General features: G+C 67.4%; 11 protein-coding genes and 3 tRNA genes. 3 read left to right on the top strand and 11 right to left on the bottom strand.

Annotation, left to right across the window (positions count from 1 at the left end; all coding sequences use genetic code 11):
• Positions 1-70 precede the first annotated feature (70 nt).
• The 9 genes from AB1402_00535 to AB1402_00495 form a co-directional block, all read right to left on the bottom strand.
• Positions 71-865 (bottom strand): methyltetrahydrofolate cobalamin methyltransferase, encoded by a 795-nt coding sequence (locus AB1402_00535; GenBank protein ID MEW6540086.1) that lies wholly within the window; start codon positions 863-865, stop codon positions 71-73.
• Positions 862-1,815 carry an acetyl-CoA decarbonylase/synthase complex subunit delta gene (locus AB1402_00530; protein MEW6540085.1) on the bottom strand — a complete coding sequence of 318 codons (954 nt, stop codon included), beginning with the start codon at positions 1,813-1,815 and terminating at the stop codon, positions 862-864. Before AB1402_00530 ends, AB1402_00535 begins: the two co-directional genes overlap by 4 nt.
• A gap of 41 nt (positions 1,816-1,856) precedes the next feature.
• The gene (locus AB1402_00525; GenBank protein MEW6540084.1) at positions 1,857-2,648 is read right to left on the bottom strand and encodes an AAA family ATPase; all 792 of its coding nucleotides are present in this window, start codon (positions 2,646-2,648) and stop codon (positions 1,857-1,859) included.
• A 3-nt stretch (positions 2,649-2,651) separates the two neighbouring features.
• On the bottom strand, positions 2,652-4,613 hold the full coding sequence (locus tag AB1402_00520; GenBank protein MEW6540083.1) for an ASKHA domain-containing protein: 1,962 nt from the start codon (positions 4,611-4,613) through the stop codon (positions 2,652-2,654).
• Positions 4,614-4,718: 105 nt separating this feature from the next.
• Complete coding sequence (acsC, locus tag AB1402_00515) at positions 4,719-6,050, bottom strand: acetyl-CoA decarbonylase/synthase complex subunit gamma (protein ID MEW6540082.1); 1,332 nt, start codon at positions 6,048-6,050, stop codon at positions 4,719-4,721.
• A gap of 87 nt (positions 6,051-6,137) precedes the next feature.
• The gene (gene acsB / locus AB1402_00510) at positions 6,138-8,345 is read right to left on the bottom strand and encodes an acetyl-CoA decarbonylase/synthase complex subunit alpha/beta (GenBank protein ID MEW6540081.1); all 2,208 of its coding nucleotides are present in this window, start codon (positions 8,343-8,345) and stop codon (positions 6,138-6,140) included.
• Positions 8,338-10,224 carry an anaerobic carbon-monoxide dehydrogenase catalytic subunit gene (gene cooS, locus AB1402_00505; protein MEW6540080.1) on the bottom strand — a complete coding sequence of 629 codons (1,887 nt, stop codon included), beginning with the start codon at positions 10,222-10,224 and terminating at the stop codon, positions 8,338-8,340. The genes acsB and cooS overlap by 8 nt, the downstream gene beginning before the upstream one ends.
• Before the next feature lie 347 nt (positions 10,225-10,571).
• Positions 10,572-11,702 carry an alkaline phosphatase family protein gene (locus AB1402_00500; GenBank protein MEW6540079.1) on the bottom strand — a complete coding sequence of 377 codons (1,131 nt, stop codon included), beginning with the start codon at positions 11,700-11,702 and terminating at the stop codon, positions 10,572-10,574.
• Positions 11,703-11,769: 67 nt separating this feature from the next.
• Entirely contained in the window at positions 11,770-12,129 is a 360-nt protein-coding gene (locus AB1402_00495; protein MEW6540078.1) for a hypothetical protein, read from the bottom strand.
• A gap of 237 nt (positions 12,130-12,366) precedes the next feature.
• Between AB1402_00495 and AB1402_00490 the strand changes: the two genes are divergently transcribed.
• Positions 12,367-12,444 (top strand) — tRNA-Pro (locus AB1402_00490).
• Between the two features lie 225 nt (positions 12,445-12,669).
• Here AB1402_00490 and malQ read toward each other — a convergent pair.
• On the bottom strand, positions 12,670-14,748 hold the full coding sequence (malQ, locus tag AB1402_00485; protein ID MEW6540077.1) for a 4-alpha-glucanotransferase: 2,079 nt from the start codon (positions 14,746-14,748) through the stop codon (positions 12,670-12,672).
• 426 nt (positions 14,749-15,174) lie between these two features.
• Between malQ and AB1402_00480 the strand changes: the two genes are divergently transcribed.
• Positions 15,175-15,259 (top strand) — tRNA-Tyr (locus AB1402_00480).
• Between the two features lie 8 nt (positions 15,260-15,267).
• Positions 15,268-15,344: transfer RNA gene (locus AB1402_00475), tRNA-Lys, on the top strand.
• Positions 15,345-15,626: 282 nt separating this feature from the next.
• On the opposite strand, the gene AB1402_00470 is transcribed toward AB1402_00475, so the two are convergent.
• A complete protein-coding gene (locus AB1402_00470) occupies positions 15,627-17,951 on the bottom strand; it encodes a glycosyltransferase family 4 protein (protein MEW6540076.1) in 2,325 nt (774 codons plus the stop codon).
• Between the last annotated feature and the right edge of the window lie 40 nt (positions 17,952-17,991).

The raw sequence follows: 17,991 nt of genomic DNA, 5'->3' as shown, positions 1-17,991 counted from the left end.
CGTCACTCACCCCTGGAGGGAAAGAATGCCCGATTCAGGAGTCAGAATTCAGGAGTCAGAATTCTGGATTCTATCTCCTTCTAAACACCTTCAGGAAGGAATCGCAGTAAACTTCCCGGTTCAACAAGATGCTCGCCGTTGCGGCGGCGTCCAGCAAAGCCTCGTCTTCCACGTCCAGAATCGCCGCGTCCAGGCCGGCGGCCATTGCCATCACGAGGAAGGTCCGGTTGATCAGTGGACGCTCACTCATTCGCTGGGAGATGTTGCTTAAGCCCACCACGGTCCTTGGGGGCGGCGTGGCCAGCAATTTCGCCTGGCGGATGGTTTCCAAGACCTCCACGGCGTGGTCCTGGGCTACGTTCACCGGCAACACCAGCGGGTCGATAAAGAGATCCTCCATCGGCAGACCGTGGGCGTCGGCTCCGGCCACCAGTTCCATGGCCAGGGCCAGCCGGTCGGAGGCGTCCTTGGGCACCCCCTGCTGGTTCATAGCCAGACCGATAACCGCGGCGCCGTAGCGCAAAGCCAACGGAAACAGGAGGTCCATACGTTCCTGGTCGGCGCTGGTCGAGTTGATGAGCGCCTTCCCCCGATGCACCCGGAGCCCGGCCTCGATCGCCTCCGGGTTCACCGAATCGAGGCAGCAGGGCAATCCGGTGGCTTCCTGCGCCACCCGGACCAGCCACTCCATGACCGCCGGCTGTTCCCCGGCGTCCACCGCCGGACCGGTACTGAGGTCCAGATAGTGCGCCCCGGCCCCGGCCTGCAGCCGGGCCCGCTCGGCCACCGGTCCGGGCCGCCGCTCCTGGACGGCTTCCCGGATGTCCCGGAACATGCCGTTGATCCGCTCACCGATTAGAATCAAGTTACTGCGCCTCCTTCAGCAACGCGCATCAGGGCGTCGACTTCCCGATTGAAGCGGGCCAGCGACTCGGGGTGCCGGAACACGAAGATGGAGCCGCCGGCCAGAGCCAGCGTCACCGCCGTCACGGTCTCCCACAGCACCGCCCGCCGCAGCTGCTCCCCCCACTCCGCCGCGTCCTCCACCTGGGCCTCCCTGGTCTTCCAGGTCTCCTCGCCCACCAGGCAGATTACCGGCGGGGCCAGCATCCGGTCTCCGGTCAGTGCACCGAGCCGTTTGCGTTCGATGATCGAGTAAGCGTACTCCAGTCCGTACCCCAGGGGACCGATGGACGGGTCCATGGCGATCCGCTCCGGCGGCAGGTTCATCTCGGTGATCAGGATGTTCAGCTGCTTCGCCAGGTTGATATCCAGGGGTGACGTGGCCGCCACGCAGTGCCCGTAGGCCACGCACGCGGCCACCACGGTCTTGTAGTTTTCCACGGTGGCCTGCCCCAGCAGGCAATTCCGCCCTTCCAGGGCCTCCGCCACCACGGGCAGGACCCGGGCGTCTTTCTCCTCCACGGTGGAACCCAGCACAACCAGCGGCACCTCCACCGCCTCGGCCACCCGCCGGGCGGTCTCTGCCGCCGCCTCCGGCCTGGTGTCCAGGTTCTCCGGGTGGGTTCCGGCCAGCCGGAGCAAGACCAGGTCCGCACCCAACTCCACGCACCGGCGCGCCCACGCCGCCGGGTCGCCCAGCACCCCGTCAAACTCCTGACGCAGCACCTCGGGCCAGTCGCCCGGGTCGATGTCCTGCACCTCCAACGCCGTCACCGGCCGGGCCGGCCGCCCCTCGAAATGAATGAACGGCAGGGAGGTGTCGCCGCCCGCCCGCACAATGCGGGGCTCGCGGCCCAGCACCATCTCGCACACCCGCCCTTTCCACCGCTCGCGCACAATCTCTACGGCCATCTGCTTGCTTCTCCTTCTCTTCGGAGCCGGAAGAGCCCCGATTACGCCCGTGCCGATCCCCGGTTCGCATCGTCCGGCCGCCCCAGCACCAAGCGGCGCACGATCTCCCGCACGGCCGCGACCGCCGGGGCGTCGTCCGGCAGCGTCATAAACGGCCGCCCTTCCAGGTCCCACGCCTCCACCGCCGGATCCTGGGGCACCCAGCCGGCCACCTCCAGCCCGGTCGCCGCGACCGGCCCTTCCAATGCCGCGCGCGCCCCGCCGCCGCCCACCCGGTTCACGACCAGGAAAATTCTCTTGATCCCGAGTTCGAGGCTCCCGGCCAGCCGGTGAATCCTCTGGGCCGACCGGAGGCCGCGCACCGTGGCGTCGCTGACCACGAACAGGAGGTCGACCTCCCGCGTGGTGCGGCGGCTCAAGTGCTCCAGGCCGGCCTCGTTGTCCAGCAACAGGAAGGGGTAGTCGCGCGCCTTGCGCTCCATTAAGCCCCGCAGGAGGTTGTTGGCGTAGCAGTAACACCCCGGCCCTTCCGGCCCGCCCATCACCATGAGGTCCACCGCCGGGGACTCAGCCATCACCTGGTGCAGGCGAAAGTCCATGTACTCCGCCTTAGTCATCCCCCCGGGCCGGGAACTCCGGTCGCCGCTCAGTTCCGCCAGCACGTCGGCCACCGTGCCCTCGACCGCGACGCCGAGCGCTTCGGCCAGGTTCGCGTTCGCGTCCGCGTCCACCGCCAGCACCGGGACGTTCCCCGTACTCACCAGCTCTCTGACCACCAACGCCGTGAAGGTGGTCTTGCCCACGCCGCCCTTGCCGGCCACCGCAATCTGCATGCTTCACTCACGCTCCCGTACTGATGGAAAAAGTCCCATATCGGTATGCGGCAAGAAGAGCGCCGCCATATATTCTTCCATAAAGCCAGTGCCCTCACCCAGTTCCAGGTAGGTGACCCGGCGCGCCGTCTCCCCGATTCCGGCCAGACGGCGGCCCGACAGCAGGGCGGCCCGCGCCCCCCGCAGGGAACTGTTCCCGACAAAGGTGTACCGCTCGGGGGCGATGTCGGGCAGCATCCCGACGGCTACGGCCTCAGGCAGATTTAAAAACCGCCCGAACCCGCCGGCGATGTATACCCGGCTGATCTCCCGCTGGTCGAGGTTCACGGCGGCCAGGAGCGTGCGCAGCCCGGCGAACACCGCCGCCTTGGCGCGCAACAGGTTTTGAACGTCCGCCCCGGTCAGCACGAGGTCCCGGCCGTGCGCCGTCTCGCGCGCCCAGGCCAGTACGAACTCAAGCCCCGCCCCGCCGGAAACGCCCCCGCCGGCTTCGCCGCCGCCCCGCCGGAAACGGGGTGTTTCCAAACCCGGTTCAAACTGCCCGGCCCGGTTGATCACCCCGGCCCGCCGCAAGCCCGCCAGGGCCGCGATCAGCCCCGAACCGCACACCCCGGCCGGCGGACCGTCCCCGATGGTCCGGCACACCACTTCAAATCCGCCGGGCGTGACCCCCACCCGTTCGACCGCCCCGGCGACGGCCCGCATCCCGCAGGCGATCCCGCCGCCCTCGAAGGCCGGTCCGGCCGAGCAGGAGCAGCCGACCAGCCAGTCCCCGTCTCCTAAAACCATTTCCCCGTTGGTCCCGATGTCCACGAAAAGCGCCGCCCGCCCGTCCGTGCCGAACCCGGAGGCCGTCAGCCCGCCCGTAATGTCCCCGCCGAGGTAGCTGGCCACGCCGGGCAATACATACACGGGCGCCCGGGGGTGAAGGTCAAGCCCCACGTCTGCCGCGCGGCACGGCGGCCAGAAATTCGCCGCCGGGGTGTACGGCTCCAGCCGGATGTGGGCCGGGTCCACCCCCAGAAAGAGGTGGGCCATCGCGGGGTTGCCCGCGCAAACGGCGGCCCGGACCGCGTCCCGGCCGATCCCGCACCCGCGCCGCAACTCGTCGACGAGGCCGTTCACCGTGTTTATGACCGCCTCCTGGAGCTGACGCCGTCCTCCGGGGTGCTCCCCGGCAAAAACAATCCGGGAGATCACGTCATCCCCATAGGCGGCCTGACGGTTGTAGGTGCCGAGCGTGCCCAGCACCCGGCCGCTCTCCAAGTCGACCAGTTCTGCCGCCACCGTGGTGGTCCCCAGGTCCACCGCCAACCCGTACGCCGGCCCCGCCGCCCGGCCCGCCTCCACCGCCACCACCTCGCGGCCCGGCCCCCCGGCCGTTCCCAAATCCGCCGTCACCGTCCAGTCCCGCGCCCGCAGCACGGCCGGCAGTTCCCGGAGCACGAAAAGGTCCGCCCGGACCTCCTCCCCGCCGGTCTCCCGCGCCAACGCCGAAGCCAGCCGCCCCCAGTCGTCCGTCCCCGCCCCCCGGCTGCCCCCGTCCCCGGGCTCCGGCGGCACAACGTCCGCGATCACCCGGCGCAAAAGAGGGTCGTCCGGCGGCCCGTCCGCTTGCCTGCCAATAGGTACGGCACTTTCCTTGGCCCAAAGCGGTCCGGCGTCCTCGTCCCCGCCGCCGGTCAGCACCAGGTGCTCGTGCAGCCGCGAGGCGTCCGGCACCTCGATCACCACCGGGCCGTCCACCGGGTGGAACCGGCAGGCCCGGAACACAGCCTCGGCCTCGGCGAGCGTCACTCCGTCGGCGTCGCGGACGGCGCCCTCCCGCAACACCGCCAGGCAGCGGCCGCAAGTGCCGTCGCCCCCGCAGGCGCCGCGCAGGGTGATGCCGGCCCGCGCCGCCAGTTCCAGGACCGACTCGCCTTCCCTTATTTCAACTTCCACTTCGTCCGGCAGAAACCGCACCCGTCTTGCACCCCCTCGGCGGGGTCACCATTCTGAGCAACCATCCAGCTCCATGATGGGCAGTGCTTGCCTTGACCACTTGCACCCCCCCCGGCGGGGTCACCCCTATTGGGACCAGTACTCCTTTAAAAAGGCCGGAATCGCCCCGGACTCCCGCGGTCCGACCAGCACTTCCCAACCGGTCGCTTCCCGCAGCTTGCCGCTTAAAACCGCGATCCCCCCGGGGATGATCAGCCGCCGGTGCCGTACGCGCCCGGCGATCCCCGAGGACTCCAGAAAAGTCCCGATCTTCTCGGGGGCCATCTTGCCGGCCGCCCAGGCGGTGAGCACCGAGGTGCCGTCGGTGTCGACCGGCAGGATGTAGGCCGGCACCCGGGCCGCCTCCACGTCGCCGCGCACGCAAAAATAGGTCAGCGAGAAATTGGTGGTCAAAAACACCGGGGCCTCGGGCCCGGGGTTCCCGACCTCGTACACTTTGGCCTCGATGGCGATCGGTTTCTGGGGGTCGGTGTACACGTTCAGCCGCCAGGTGATCAGCGGCAGGAGGTCGGCCGGGTCGGCGGTGTCGAGAAGCACCAGCGCCGCGTACTTCCCGATGTACACGGCGGCGTCCGGCACGGCGTCCGCACCGGCGGCCAGGCAGATGGTCGGAAAGCCGAAGGGGCGGAAACGCTTGTTCACCGCCAAACGCCGGATCTGCGTCTGGTCGGCGAGCACCCGGCCCACCTCCCGGGCGCCGGAGTCCAGCACCAACTGCTTGTGGCCCGCCTGAACCGCCCGCCCGGAGAGTTCGGCCAGCTCGTCCAGGTCCCGGCCCCGCACGGCCAGGGGCAGGTCGTAGCGGCGGGCCAGCGCCACCATCGGCTCCAGGTTCTCCGCGTCGGCGGCGTACAGGAGCGGCTTGCGCGCGTGCGCCGCCTCGAGTGAGCGCGCCGCCGTTTCCGGCCCCGCGCCGAAAAGCACCAAATTGAGCGGCGTGAGCGCGGCCGCCGCGCTCACCGCACGCGCGTAACGCTCCGGGTCGCCGGATTCGCAGCGCACCGCCAGGAGGTCGACCCCGTGAATCTGCCCCAGCCGGTCGAAAAAGAGCCGGTTCACCCGGCCGACCCGCTCCGCCAGGTCGCCGTCTTCCAGGGTGTCCGGGACGATGATCCCGATCCCGGTGGGGTGCACGAACCGCTTGTCGTGCCGGAACAGCACCGTTTCGTTGCCGATCTCCAGGGCGCTTTCACCGGAGCCGATCCGCACCAGAGCCACCGGCGGTTCCGAGGCGGCGCTCAGCGTCTCCCGCGCCTCGGCGCTCACGTGCGGGCAGGCGTCCAGTCCGGCCTTGCCCGAGGCGATCTGCATCGCGAACGCCAGGCAGGTGGCCTGCCCGCACTCCTTGCAGTTGGTCTTCGGCAAGAGCTTGTAGATCGCCAGTCCGGTCAACGCCATGTTCTTAGGATACCCCTTGTCGCGAAGTATTGCCGCCGGTGCCGGCCCGAAAAAGTGACCTGACCCCTTTTTTGCCCCCGTACGCTCCTAAAAGAGGGGGGGAAGGCTTAAGGCCGGGTGCTCCCTTTCTTCCAGGAAGGCCAGGATCGCCTCCACCTCCGTGCCGACGGTCTCGTCGGCGATCCGGTCCACGAAGTCCGCGCCCAGGCCCTCTTCCTCAGCCCGTTTTTCGAGCACCGGGCGCATCTGTTCCCTGAAGGCGGCGGGCATCCAGACAATCCGGGCGAGCCCCCCGTCGGCCTTCAAGAATTTCCGGGAGCCGAGGTAAGCCTTGCCCACGCCCATGAAGCCCGGGGTCTGCACCCCGCCCCCGATGCTCCCCGCCAGGGTGGAGAAGGGCATGCCCGCCGGAGTCATCCCAGCGTATTCCCGGTTCACGATCAAAAACCCGTTGCCCTCGGGCACGATGCACACGATCGCCTCGAAGCAGCCGCACGAAGTCAGCGGGGAGTCCATGATCGTGTAGAACTTGACCCGCTCGATGGTCCCCCGGGAGCTGGTCCGGATGAACTCGTTGCAGGACGCCCACTCCCCGCCCGCCGCGTCCAGAACGTCCTTCTTGGGTACGGGCCGGTTGCAGCCGTGCGGGTCGATCTCGTGCGCCGCCCGGGCGTCGAGCCAGCTGACCGAACCGCAGAGTCCCACCCGCTCCGGCAGCACCACGCAGACGTGCGTCGGCGCGAACGACTGGCAGAGAGTGCACGAGTAGAAAGTGTCGACGTTCTCGTCACTCAGCACGGCCAGGCGGGCGTCGCGCCGGGCGTAGTATTCCCGGGCCTCCCCGCGCCAGGCCTCCACCTCGCCCGCCTCCGTCGATAGCCGCACCTGCACCCGGTCCACGATGCTGGCAAACTCGGATTTCAGTTTAGCATACAGGATGTCCCCCAGGTGCCGCAACCGAAAACCCCGCCCGTACGCTTCTTTGCTGATCCGGACCCAGTTCGCGTCCCGCTGGCCGATGTGCCAGACCCCCTGCGCGTAGTTCAGGTAGTGGTGCAGGCGCCGCTCCAGCACCGGCTCGAAGTCCGGTTCCATTTTGCGCCCGTAGACGTCCACCACGATTCCCAGCGGCCGGGCACCGCCCTCCGCGACCGCGTCCACGTCCGGCCCCGACAGGGTGATGCTCCCGTCCTCGACCGCGTCCGGTCCGGCGGTCCGCACCAGTTCAAAACCCGGCGCTTTCTGCCCCCCGAACTCGACGTGCATGTCCCTGCGCCGGACGGTCTCCCCCTCGAACGCCGGGCCGAAGGCCACGGGCACCGGCACCCGGTTCACGGCGATCTTTAAGCCCCGCACCTCGCAGGCCCGCCCGACCAGGCTCTCAGGCGGCACGTTCGCCACCACGTGCTCATACGTACAGACGCCGCTCGGCAGGATTTCGGGAATGTCCGTGTCGGCCGCCACCGGAAACCCGAAGTTCAGCGCCCCGGCCGCGTGGGCGATTTTTTCGTCGTCGACCGCGCCCAGGGCGAGCACGAAGGCGAACACCCGGTTGGTCGTGTAGGACAGGAGCCGCGCGTAGTCCCCCGGCGCCACCCCGCCGAACGAAAGCGCCACCCGCACCGCAAACCCGAGGGCGAACACGGTCGCGGTCACATCGGCGCCAAAGGGCACCAGGCGGGTCTCCCAACCCATCCGCACCCCCCGAGCCGCCAGTTGTTCGGCCATGCTCCGCCCCCCGGACGACGCGCACATGAACACATAGAGGTTCTTCTCCTGGCACTCGCGGGCCAGGCGCACCGCCGCCTCGTCCGACGGCGCCGCCCCCACGCAAACGGCGAACCCGGGCGCCGAGCCGTCGACGAACTCCAGGCCGCGGCGCCGCAACACGGCGTCGTCCGCCGCCCCAAGCCAAAGGCCGCCCGGCGCGGGCGCCGTCTCACCGCTGCAGCCACCCGGCGCGGTCAGGTAGCGCAGCGCCTCGATGGTCTCGGCGGCAAAGAGCGCGGCCATCCCCGCGTCCAGGGCGCCGCCCAGGTAGGGCAGCCACACCCGCTCCGCCGGCTCGGCGGGCACCAGCCCCCGGGCCGTCTCCAGCACCGGTTCCAGGTCGCCCAGCCGTTCCACCCGCCGCCCGGTGATGCCGTAGATAACCGGCAAGTAGTACCCGGTATTCGGAAAGCCCACCCGCTGGTCGGGACCGTAGGCGGCGAGCGCCCCGGTCAGGTCCGCCCCGGCCCGGGCCACCAGCCCCGCCGCACCCCGGATGGCCGCCGCGGCAATAATCCTAGACATCGAGACGCCTCCTCATCTCCATGTCGTAGAGCACCCGCTCCCGCCGGTCCTCAATGCCCAGGGCGCGCCGTTTCCCGTCGATGTGGGCCAGGATCCTTCGGGCCAGCAACTCGGGGTCGGGCTCGAAAAACCAGGCCGCGCCGTAGTCTTCCGCCAGCCCCCCAAATACCTCGGCGGCGGACTCCTTGCTGTCCGCCCCCGGGAAGTACACGCCCAGGCCGACGGAAATCCCGCTGCCGACGAAGTGCTGCCCGATGGCCAGCGCCTTCTCTCTCATCCACTCGGGAGCGCAGCCGGCCACCGGCAGGTCGGAAAGGTCGTCCCCAAGGCCGCCCTCGCGGACCATCTCGGCCGCCATGAGAAGAATCCGGCTGTTGTCCACGCACGAGCCGCAGTGCAGCACCGGCGGAATCCCCAATGCCTCGCAGACCTCGCGCAAGCCCGGGCCGGCGCCGGCGGCCGCCTCCGGCACCAGCAACCCCTCCCGGGCGCAAGCCAGCGCCGCGCACCCGGTGACCAGCACCAGCACGTCGTTGGCCAGGAGTTCCCGCACCAGCACCCCGTGGCTCGCCCCGGACGCGGCCCGCGGGTTGGTGCAGCCCACCACCGCCGCCACCCCCCGCACCCGCCCGCTGATGATGTTCTCGTTCAACACCCGGTAGGAACCGCGGAAACGGCCCCCCAGGGCGTAGCGGACGCTCTCCGGCCCGAAGCCGGCCACCAGTTCTACGGCCTGCGGCGGGATGTCCACCCGCCGGCGGTGCGGGAAGTTGTCGATCGCCGCATAAAGCAGTTCCCGGGCGGCATCAAGCGCGGTCTGGGGCGTAAACGCCGCGTGGCGCACGCCCTTGATCCGGGCCTTCGCCGAAGTGGTCACCAGCCGGGTGTGGTGGCAGGCGGCCACCGCCGTCAGTCCCTGCATCACGCACTGCACGTCCACCAGCATCAGTTCCACGGCCCCGGTGAGGATCGCCAGCTCCCGCTGCAGAAAATGGCCGGCGACCGGCGCGCCGTGGCGCATCAGGAGTTCATTGGCCGTGCAGCACATCCCGGCGATGTTGACCCCGGCCGCCCCCACCGCGCGGGCGCGGGCGGTGATCTCCCCGTCCCCGGCCAATCGCACCAGCACTTCCGGCAAAAGCGGCTCGTGGCCGTGGACCACGACATTCACAAAGTCCGGCTTTAACACCCCCAGGTCCACCCGGGAGCGCACCGGCCGGGGAGTCCCGAGCGGGACGTCCTGGACGGCGCACGCGATCATCGAGCCGCCCCAGCCGTCCGCCAGGGCGGTGCGGGTCCCCTGGCGCAGCAGGTGTCCCGCCTCCTGGTCCACCCCCATGTGGGTCCGGTGCAGGGTCTCCACCACCTCCCGGTCGATGCCGCGCGGCACCACCCCGAGGCGGCGCCACCGCTCCAACCGCCGGGTCGGCGCGAGTGCGGCCGGCGCCAACTCCCCGTCCTGCCGGCCGAATTCCCCGAGAAGCAGTCGGCCCACCTCCCGCGCCAGCGCGTACGGGTCTCCCGCCTGGTCGCAGCCGAGTTGGGCCGCCAGGCGCGCGAGCTTCTCCCGGTCCCGGAGCTCAAAACCGGGAGCCGTCCCCCGGGCCGCCGCGCAGAACGTCTCGACCACCTCCCGCGCGTGGTCGGAGTGGGCCGCCGTGCCTGCGGCGATCATCCGGCAGAGGTTGCGGGCGGCGATGGTGTCCGGTGTCGCCCCGCACACCCCCACCCGGGCCCCCTTTCCTGTTTCCGTTACCCGGCAGGGCCCCATGGCGCAGACCCGACAGCAGGTCCCGCCAGCCCCGAGCGGACAGGGTTTGATTTCGCGGGCCCGGTCCAGGGCGGTGCTTATCTTGCCGGAGGCCAACGGTTCGTCCATCAATGGTTCAACTCCCCAGCCCGGTGTTTGTAACCAGGGTTATTCACGGGCGTGCGATATCGACGCAAAGATTGTAACTATTTCGTGCCCTGATGGCAAGTACCCTGCTCGCGCTGGAACTCTGGCTGTGGCACGGCCCCTCAGAGGCATGCGTCAGTGCCGCTCGCGCTAACGCTGCGGCGGGTCCGTTGGGGAACGGGGCAGGCTCAGTGGAGAGGGGCCCCCGTGCACCAGGGGCCCCCTCTGTCATTCCTATCGTTTCCGGCCAACCCGTCAGAACTTCACCCTCGTTGGAGGGTGCCTGCCGTCCAGTCGATCTGTCATTCCAATCGTGTCCGGCCAACCCGTTAGAACATGAGGAACCGTTTCTTTAGAATGCGGTATTCAACCAGGTAACCGACGCCGAAGAGCACCACCAGTAGGCCGATCAGGTACCGGTGGAGACTGACCGACGTCTCCAGGCGCGCGATTTCCCGGTCGCGTTCCCGGATCGCCTGGGTGATGCCCGCCTCTTTGGCCTCCAGCTCCTGCCGCTCTGCGCGTACCTTTTCGCCTTCGTCCCACAGCCGGTGAATGGCCCGCTGCGACTCGGCCTGTACCCTGCTCAGCTCCCTGATCCGCTGATCCAGCAAGTAGAACCCGTTTTGGAGCGAGCCGGGCTCAAAAGCGTTCCAGAGCACCAATCCGTCCGGAGCCGGGATTTTGAGGTTCAGGATATAGGCCAGAGTGGGCGCGATGTCCAGCAGGCCCGCCGGCGGCAGGACCACACCACCTTTGAACTGTACACCCTTCACAATCAGGGGCGGCTCCCCGTCGGTGCCGGTGATCACGATCAGAGTCTGCTCGTATGTTCCCTGCTGGTGCAGGAGGTGGAGCAAGCGTCCCACCACGTTATCGGCGTTTGTAACCGCGCGGTGGTATTCGTGGCTGCTCCGCCCCGACGTCTCCAGGGCCTGTCTAGCGTCGGCGAGCACCACCACGCTCAAGTACGGTTTTTTGGCCTCCATCTCCTTGACGGCAGCCGCGACCAGTTGGTCGTCGCCCTTGATGTTCAGGTGGTAGTTCGCGTTGGCGGCCAGACCGTCGAGCCGCCCGGAGGCGTCGAAAAACCCCCCGGCGAGATTGCTCGCCCGGATGAGTTCAAATAGCGTCGGTTGTTTCGGCTTGTCACCCGGCTGGAGAAACTGGTTGGCCTCCGAGGCGGTCCCGGTAAGGATCGAAGCGGCGGCGGCCTCCAGCCCCCCCGGCCAGACCGGGATGCCATCGTTGATGCGGACACCCGAGGCGGCCACCCCGTTGATGTTGGGCGCCTGCGCCTTCTGCAGCGCGTCGGCCTGCAGACCGTCGATCACGATCACCAGCATCTGGCGCGTGTACCGCGGCTTTTCCTGGGGCTCGGCCTCTTGGGCCGTGCCCACGGGCGGCAATAGTAGCGCCACGCAAAAGGCGATCAGGATCCCAAAGCCCCGCACAAACATGGAACCATCCTCCTGTGGGGTTGATACAATACTATACTCGGAGGATGGTCCCCAATATGCCGGTTCTTTAGGTAGGCCGGTTGCTTTCCGGCGGGGCTTGTTGCTCCGGCTCTTCCGTGACGGCCGCCGGCAGGTTCAAGTGTTCCTCGATGCGCTTCAGGCGCGCTTCCATCCTGGCGAAATCGCGCTTATTCAGGACGCCCATGTCCTCGCGCAGCTTCATCATCTCGCCCCGGACCACCTTCTTCATGGTCAGGCGTTCCCGTTCCCCCCGGCGCACGAGTTCACTCACGAAAGACTTGGCTTCCGCCTGGTTGACATCCCCCTTCTCGGTCAACTCCTTGACCAGCTGTTCCGTCCGCTCCTTGGTCAGCGACAGAGCCCCGATACCCATCAGCATCATCTTGCGCATGGTCGTGGTCAGCACTAACGCGCACCCCCTTTTACCAGGTTATTCTGTACTTCAAAGTATACCACACCGGCGGCAAACCAAGTCAGGGACATCCAGTATGAACCGCCGCAAAAACTTTTTGCCAAGATATTTCGGCAACTGGGCTGTCATTGAGGCGGGGCGGGCAATCCTGCGCACGGGCGTAAATTCTTGCCGGCCGCTATTCCCGCGTGCTATAATCAAGCATACTGTTCAGTAAGGTTTAGACGGTCGCGGGATGTGGCGCAGCTTGGTCAGCGCGCCTGCCTTGGGAGCAGGAGGCCGGGAGTTCAAATCTCCCCATCCCGACCACTAATACCATTTGCTTTCCTTAGTAGAGCTTATCCAGGCGTTCCGGATAGCTTGCGTGCGGCGTTAAACAACCACTCCCATTTTTGCTGTCGCATTCGGCTTTGAATACCGGCCACATGATTCGGCACCTGGACCGCTGGTTCCTTTTCTCCCCGGCCCGTTTGAGGAGGATGGGCCCAATCCGGAGATTTTAGCCAACAGACGAGCCCTGACCTCGGACCCCGGTCAGCGCGGCCAACCCCTGTTCCGCAACGCATTGATCTCCTTGAGTAGTTCCAGGACCCCGGGGTCCCGGCTGAACTCCTCGAAAGAGTAGCGCGCCTTGCGCCGCCAGTTGCCGCGCTCCGCGCCCGTGCCGGGCACGTTCTGGCACTCTGGCTCCAGCCAAAGGTCCTCCAGGTTGACCAGAAGAATCCGGGCGCGGCTCGCCGCCAGGGTGGCCAGGCAGGCGCGCACCACCGCCCCCGGCTCTTCCGGGGCCACCATCGGACAACCCTGGTGGTGCAACGAAAGGCTAAAGGCCACCTGCTCCGCGCTCTCCTTCCGGCACCAGTCACCGGCGAAAGGCGGCATGTCGTGCGTGTTCAGCACGGCCAGCGAGTCCGCCGGCACGGGGTTGAACCGGCGGCGGGACTCCGGGGTGTGCTCGAAAGGCAACACGTACATCCGCTGCACCCGGTGCCGCGCCATCGCTTGGCGCACGTAGCCGGGCACCACCCCCAGGTCTTCGCCGACGATGAGCGCCCGGTGCCGGTGCGATTCCAGAGACAGCACCGCGTAGAACTCCCGGGCCCGGTAGCGCACGTACACCCCGTTTTCGGCCCCCATCCCCCGGGGCACCCAGAAGAGCCGGTGCATCCCCATCACGTGGTCGATCCGCAACACACCCGCCGGCCGCAGATGGTGGCGCAGGCTCGCGATATAGTAACGGTAGCCCTGCTCCCGGATCCGCTCCGGATGCAGGGGCGGAAAACCCCAGTCCTGACCCGCGGTGAAAAACGCGTCCGGCGGCGCCCCGCCGCTCGCGTCCAGGGCGAACGCTTCCCGTTCGCGCCAGGTGTCGTACCCGCCGCCGTGCACCCCCAGCGGCAGGTCCAGGTACAACCCCGAGCCCGCCTTTCCGGTCCGGGCCGCAAGGCTCTCGACCTGTTCGTGGACCAGCCACTGCACATACAGGTGGTAGCGCTCCGCCTCCGGGTCGCAGTCCCCCTCCTGCAGGGCGCCCCCCCGCATCCGCTCGGGCCACGCCGGCCAGCCGGCGCGCCGCCGCTCGGCCACGGCCCGGAACCGGGCGTAGTCCCGCGCCGCGGGGCGCGCCCGCGCCCAGCGCCACAGGGCCTCGTGCCGGCCGGACTCGCCGTCAAAACAAGAGCGCGCCAGCAGCGCCAACACCCGGCGCCGCACCGCCATCCCACGGCGGTAGTCCACCAGCGGCGCGGCCCGCAGGTCTTCGATCTCTTCCCGGAACACGGGCGACGCGGCCAGTTCCTGAGCTTCGGGGCAGCGCTCCAACTCCGGCACCCGCCCGATATCCAGGTAGAACTCGTTCCAAAAGAGGCGGCTCACCGGGGCATAGGGGCTCGGGTCGAAGGGCTCGTCCAAAAAGGCGGGCAAAAGCGGCAAAGTGCCGACCAGCCCGCCCCCGGCCGCCCGCACCCAACTCAACAGCGCCTCCAGGACGCCCAGGTCGCCGGCGCCCCAGGTCCGCGCCGAATGGAGCGCGTACAGCGGGAGAAAAACCCCCCAGGCCCGGCCGGCCTCTTCATCCGGCGGCAGATAGGCCTCGCGCGGAGCGACGATAACCAGGGCCTCCCAGACTCCGGCCGGAAGAACCAGCGTCAGCCGGTGGTAGCCCCAGGGCAGCCCCGCAGGTAAGATCAGCTTCCTGATTACGTAGCTCATGCCTTCCACGGTCACGCTGCGCAGCACCCGCAGGCGGCCGAGGTCGCCCGACCAGTGCCGGGTTTCCCCGCCCTCCAGTTCCAGGCGGCAGTGGAAAGGGCCCTCCGCCCCCCGGGTGGGCAGGCGCAAGTGCATGGAGATTTGCTCCCCGGCCCAACCGGCCACCACCGGCTCGCACAAGCGGCGCCACACGGCCTGCCGGCGGCCCCGCACAGCGTCGTGCAGGTCGGCAAACCCGGTCACCGGCGCCCCCAGCGCCGCCAACACCGCCAGCAGCGCTTCCGGCCCCGCCGCCTCGTAGCGGCCGGTCATACCGTGGTAGCCGGTCTGGACGCCGTAGAGCCCCGCCAGGCGGCGCAGCAGGCGGGGTTCGTGGAAACGGTGTTCTCCGTCTGCCGTCAATTGCCGCAACTCCTATATCCCCGGCGCACCGTGGACCGGCCCGCATGCCCGCACCGGGCCCATAAGCGGAGTGAACCGGGGGTGGTCACAATCCGGAGAACCTTCGGGTGTTCTTCCTGGGTTGGTCGGACGGTCAGGAATGGTTGGTGCCGAAGGTTCCCCGGCGCTCTTAGTCTTTGAGCATCAACTGTTCATTATCCGGAAAAGCCGGAGCCGGCGGCCCTCAGCGGTTCCCGGCGGGATTTGACGCGATGGTTCAGAAGCGTTGTGCGTGGATACCGGTCGGCGTTTGTGTTTTCCGAAAGCCGCCTTCCCCATAGTACCACAGGTCTTTCGGACCAGGATTCCCTGTGTTTTCGGCGCTTTCGCGTTTATTGACACTCCGTGATCGGCGTGCTAAAATATGATTTGTCGACAGACACACATGGAGGGATACCCGAGTGGCCAAAGGGGGCGGACTGTAAATCCGCTGGCGACGCCTTCGGAGGTTCGAATCCTCCTCCCTCCACCATATATTGTGGGCCATTAGCTCAATTGGCTAGAGCAGGCGACTCTTAATCGTCAGGTTCGGGGTTCGAGTCCCTGATGGCCCACCAACTGCAATCCAGTACCCGCAAGGGTTTCCGCGATTCTGCCAATCATTCTTTGAGTCAGTGATCTTACGGCACCCGGAAGGCATGGGATTATCAGCCATGGCTTTGATGCGGGAAATGACACGGTGGAAATCCTCTGCCGAGAGCCGCCTGAGATTCCGTTCCGCCGCCCGCTCCAGATCTCATACACCTGGACGGCACTCCCGCAAGAAATCCTCCAGCGTCCTGAATTCAAGGAGCCTTTTTCTCGCCTTGGTAAATAACGAAAACTTGATATGGCTCTAGTTATAAAGGCCATGCGTCAGTCCTGCCATCCACCAGCCGGCCGCCGTTGGCCCCGTTCCCCTCTTTGGGCACCTGCTGCCCGACCGCCTCGAACATGGTCAAAAGCGAAATAAGCCAAGCCAGGGTGGATTCGGCGCCCTGGTTCGCGTTCACCCCCTGGGGGGTCAGGCCGTCGTAGCAACCGCCGGTGGTGAAGTCGTAGAGCGGCAGGTTCAGGTCGTTGAAGCCCAGGAACCAGTTCAGGCAACGGCGCGCCTCGACGATCCACCGGAAGTCGCCGGTGCCGCGAAAAGCCTCGATGCAGGCCTCCACCAGCGCCATGGCGTCCAACGGCTGCTGGTCGAAGTTGGACCGCCGGCCTTCACGGGTCAGCCAGCCGGCGTTGCCGATCAGGCAGAGGTGGCCGTTTTCCGCCGTCTGCTGTTCAAGGAGCCACTCCAAGGTTTGAAGCCCCGTCCAGAAAATACCGGAGTCGGGTATGCGGCGGCCGGCCACCAGGAGGGCGTGCGGCAGTTTGGCGTTGTCGTAGGTGACGACGTCCTCGCACCAGAGCCAGCCCGCGTCCGCATTCTCTCTGAACGCACGGTACAGCCTGTCCGTCAGGAGATCGCGCAGCCGGCGCGCCTCCGCGTCCCCGGCGTAGGCTTCCATATAGGAATGCAGACCCACCAGCGCGTAAGCCCACGCTCGGGGTGAAGTGAACGGTTCAATCGCTCCCAGACCCTCGTTGAACAGCCGGGCGGCCAGGAAATGGACCGCGTCGTTGGGCGCGTCCCGGACCACCACGCCCAGGCTCCACAGGGCGCGGCCGTGGGCGTCCTCGCTCCCCGCCGTCTCCAGCCAGTGCCGGTCGTAGGACATGAAGTTCCGAAAGCGGCCGTTTTCCCGGTTGAAGGCGTGAAACAAAAACGCCAGGTATTTCTGGATGAGCGGGATGACCATCTTGTTTTCAAACAGAGAATGGCACATGGTGGTGGCGATCAGGGCCCGGGCCTGGTCATCGGTGCAGTAGCCGTGTTCCCGGTTGGGAGTGGTATAAACGCAGTGCTGCAGGATCCCGGTGTCGTCGGTGATCAGCAGCAGGTGCTGCAGGTTCAACCTGGGGAGCTGTTCCACCATCCGCGTCGGGTAGTCGGCGTGGAAAGCCCTCGGTCTGCTCATGGGCCTTTCCAGCACGCGGGCGAAGAGGTCCACGTAGCCCCGCGCCACTTCCTTCCAGACCATCTGCCGGCCGAACTGGTAGGCGCGCTTGCGCATGGCGTTCCGCTCCGGCTCGTTGTCCAGGACGTCGATGATCGTACGGGCCATGGCGTCTACGTCCCCGAAAGGCACCAACCGGCCCCGCCCCTCGGCGAGCAACTCCTCGGCGTGCCAGTACGGCGTGGAAATCACCGCTTTGCCGGCCCCCACGGCGTAGGAGAGGGTGCCCGAGGTGATCTGGTCCGGCGACAGGTAGGGCGAGATAAAGAGGTCGGCGGCCCCGATATAGCGGCAAAGCTCATCGGTGCCGGTGTATTTGTTGTCGAAGCGCACGTGGGACTCAAGCCCCAGGCGGCCGACCAGCTGGTGCAGGCTGTGCCGGTAGGCGTCACCGGTATGCTTGATCACGTGCGGGTGGGTCGCCCCCAGGATGATGTAGATGAGGTTCGGATGGCGTTTGAGCACTTCCGGCAGGGCCTGGATCACCAGCTCGAAGCCCTTGCCGGGGTGGAGCAGCCCGAACGATAAAAGCACCGTGCGGTTTTCCACGCCGAAAGTGTCCTTGTAAAAGCTCGGGTCAACGAAGGCGAAGTCCGGGATACCGTGCGGGATGCGGGTGATCTTGGCGTCGGGGACGTCGTAGACGTCCCGCAGTATCTCGCGGCCCTTGTCGGTCATCACCACCAACTGTTCCGAATGCTCGGCCAGCTCCAACAGGATCGACCCCTGCTGTTCCGACGGTTCGGTCAGGAGGGTGTGCAAAACGGTCACGACCGGCATCCTTAAGTTCCGGACCAGGTGCAATACGTGGCCGCCGCTCCGGCCGCCGAAGATCCCGTACTCATGCTGCACCACCGCGAGGTCCGCCTGGTTCACGTTCAGGTATTCGGCGGCCCGCAGGTAGTCCGGCAGGCTCGACTGGCGGATCTGGAACTTGACCCTCTTGGGATAGGCGTACCCCTTGTCCGTGTCGTCCATGGCCACGACGGTCACCGGGCAGGTCACCAACTCCGCCTCCAGCGCGTCGGCCAAATCGTGCGTGAAGGTGGCGAGACCGCACTTCCGGGGAACGTAGGTTCCGACCATGGCCACCGACTTGAGCCTGTCCCTTTTCACTCTGTTCACCGACCCAAAACCTCCTCCTCTTTACCTGTTCCCGCCCAGG

It is taken from the genome of Bacillota bacterium (assembly GCA_040757205.1).
Lineage (GTDB): Bacteria > Bacillota > Desulfotomaculia > Desulfotomaculales > Desulforudaceae > Desulforudis.
The sequence above is the reverse complement of the archived record's forward strand: the minus strand, read 5'-3'. Positions and strand labels throughout refer to the sequence as shown.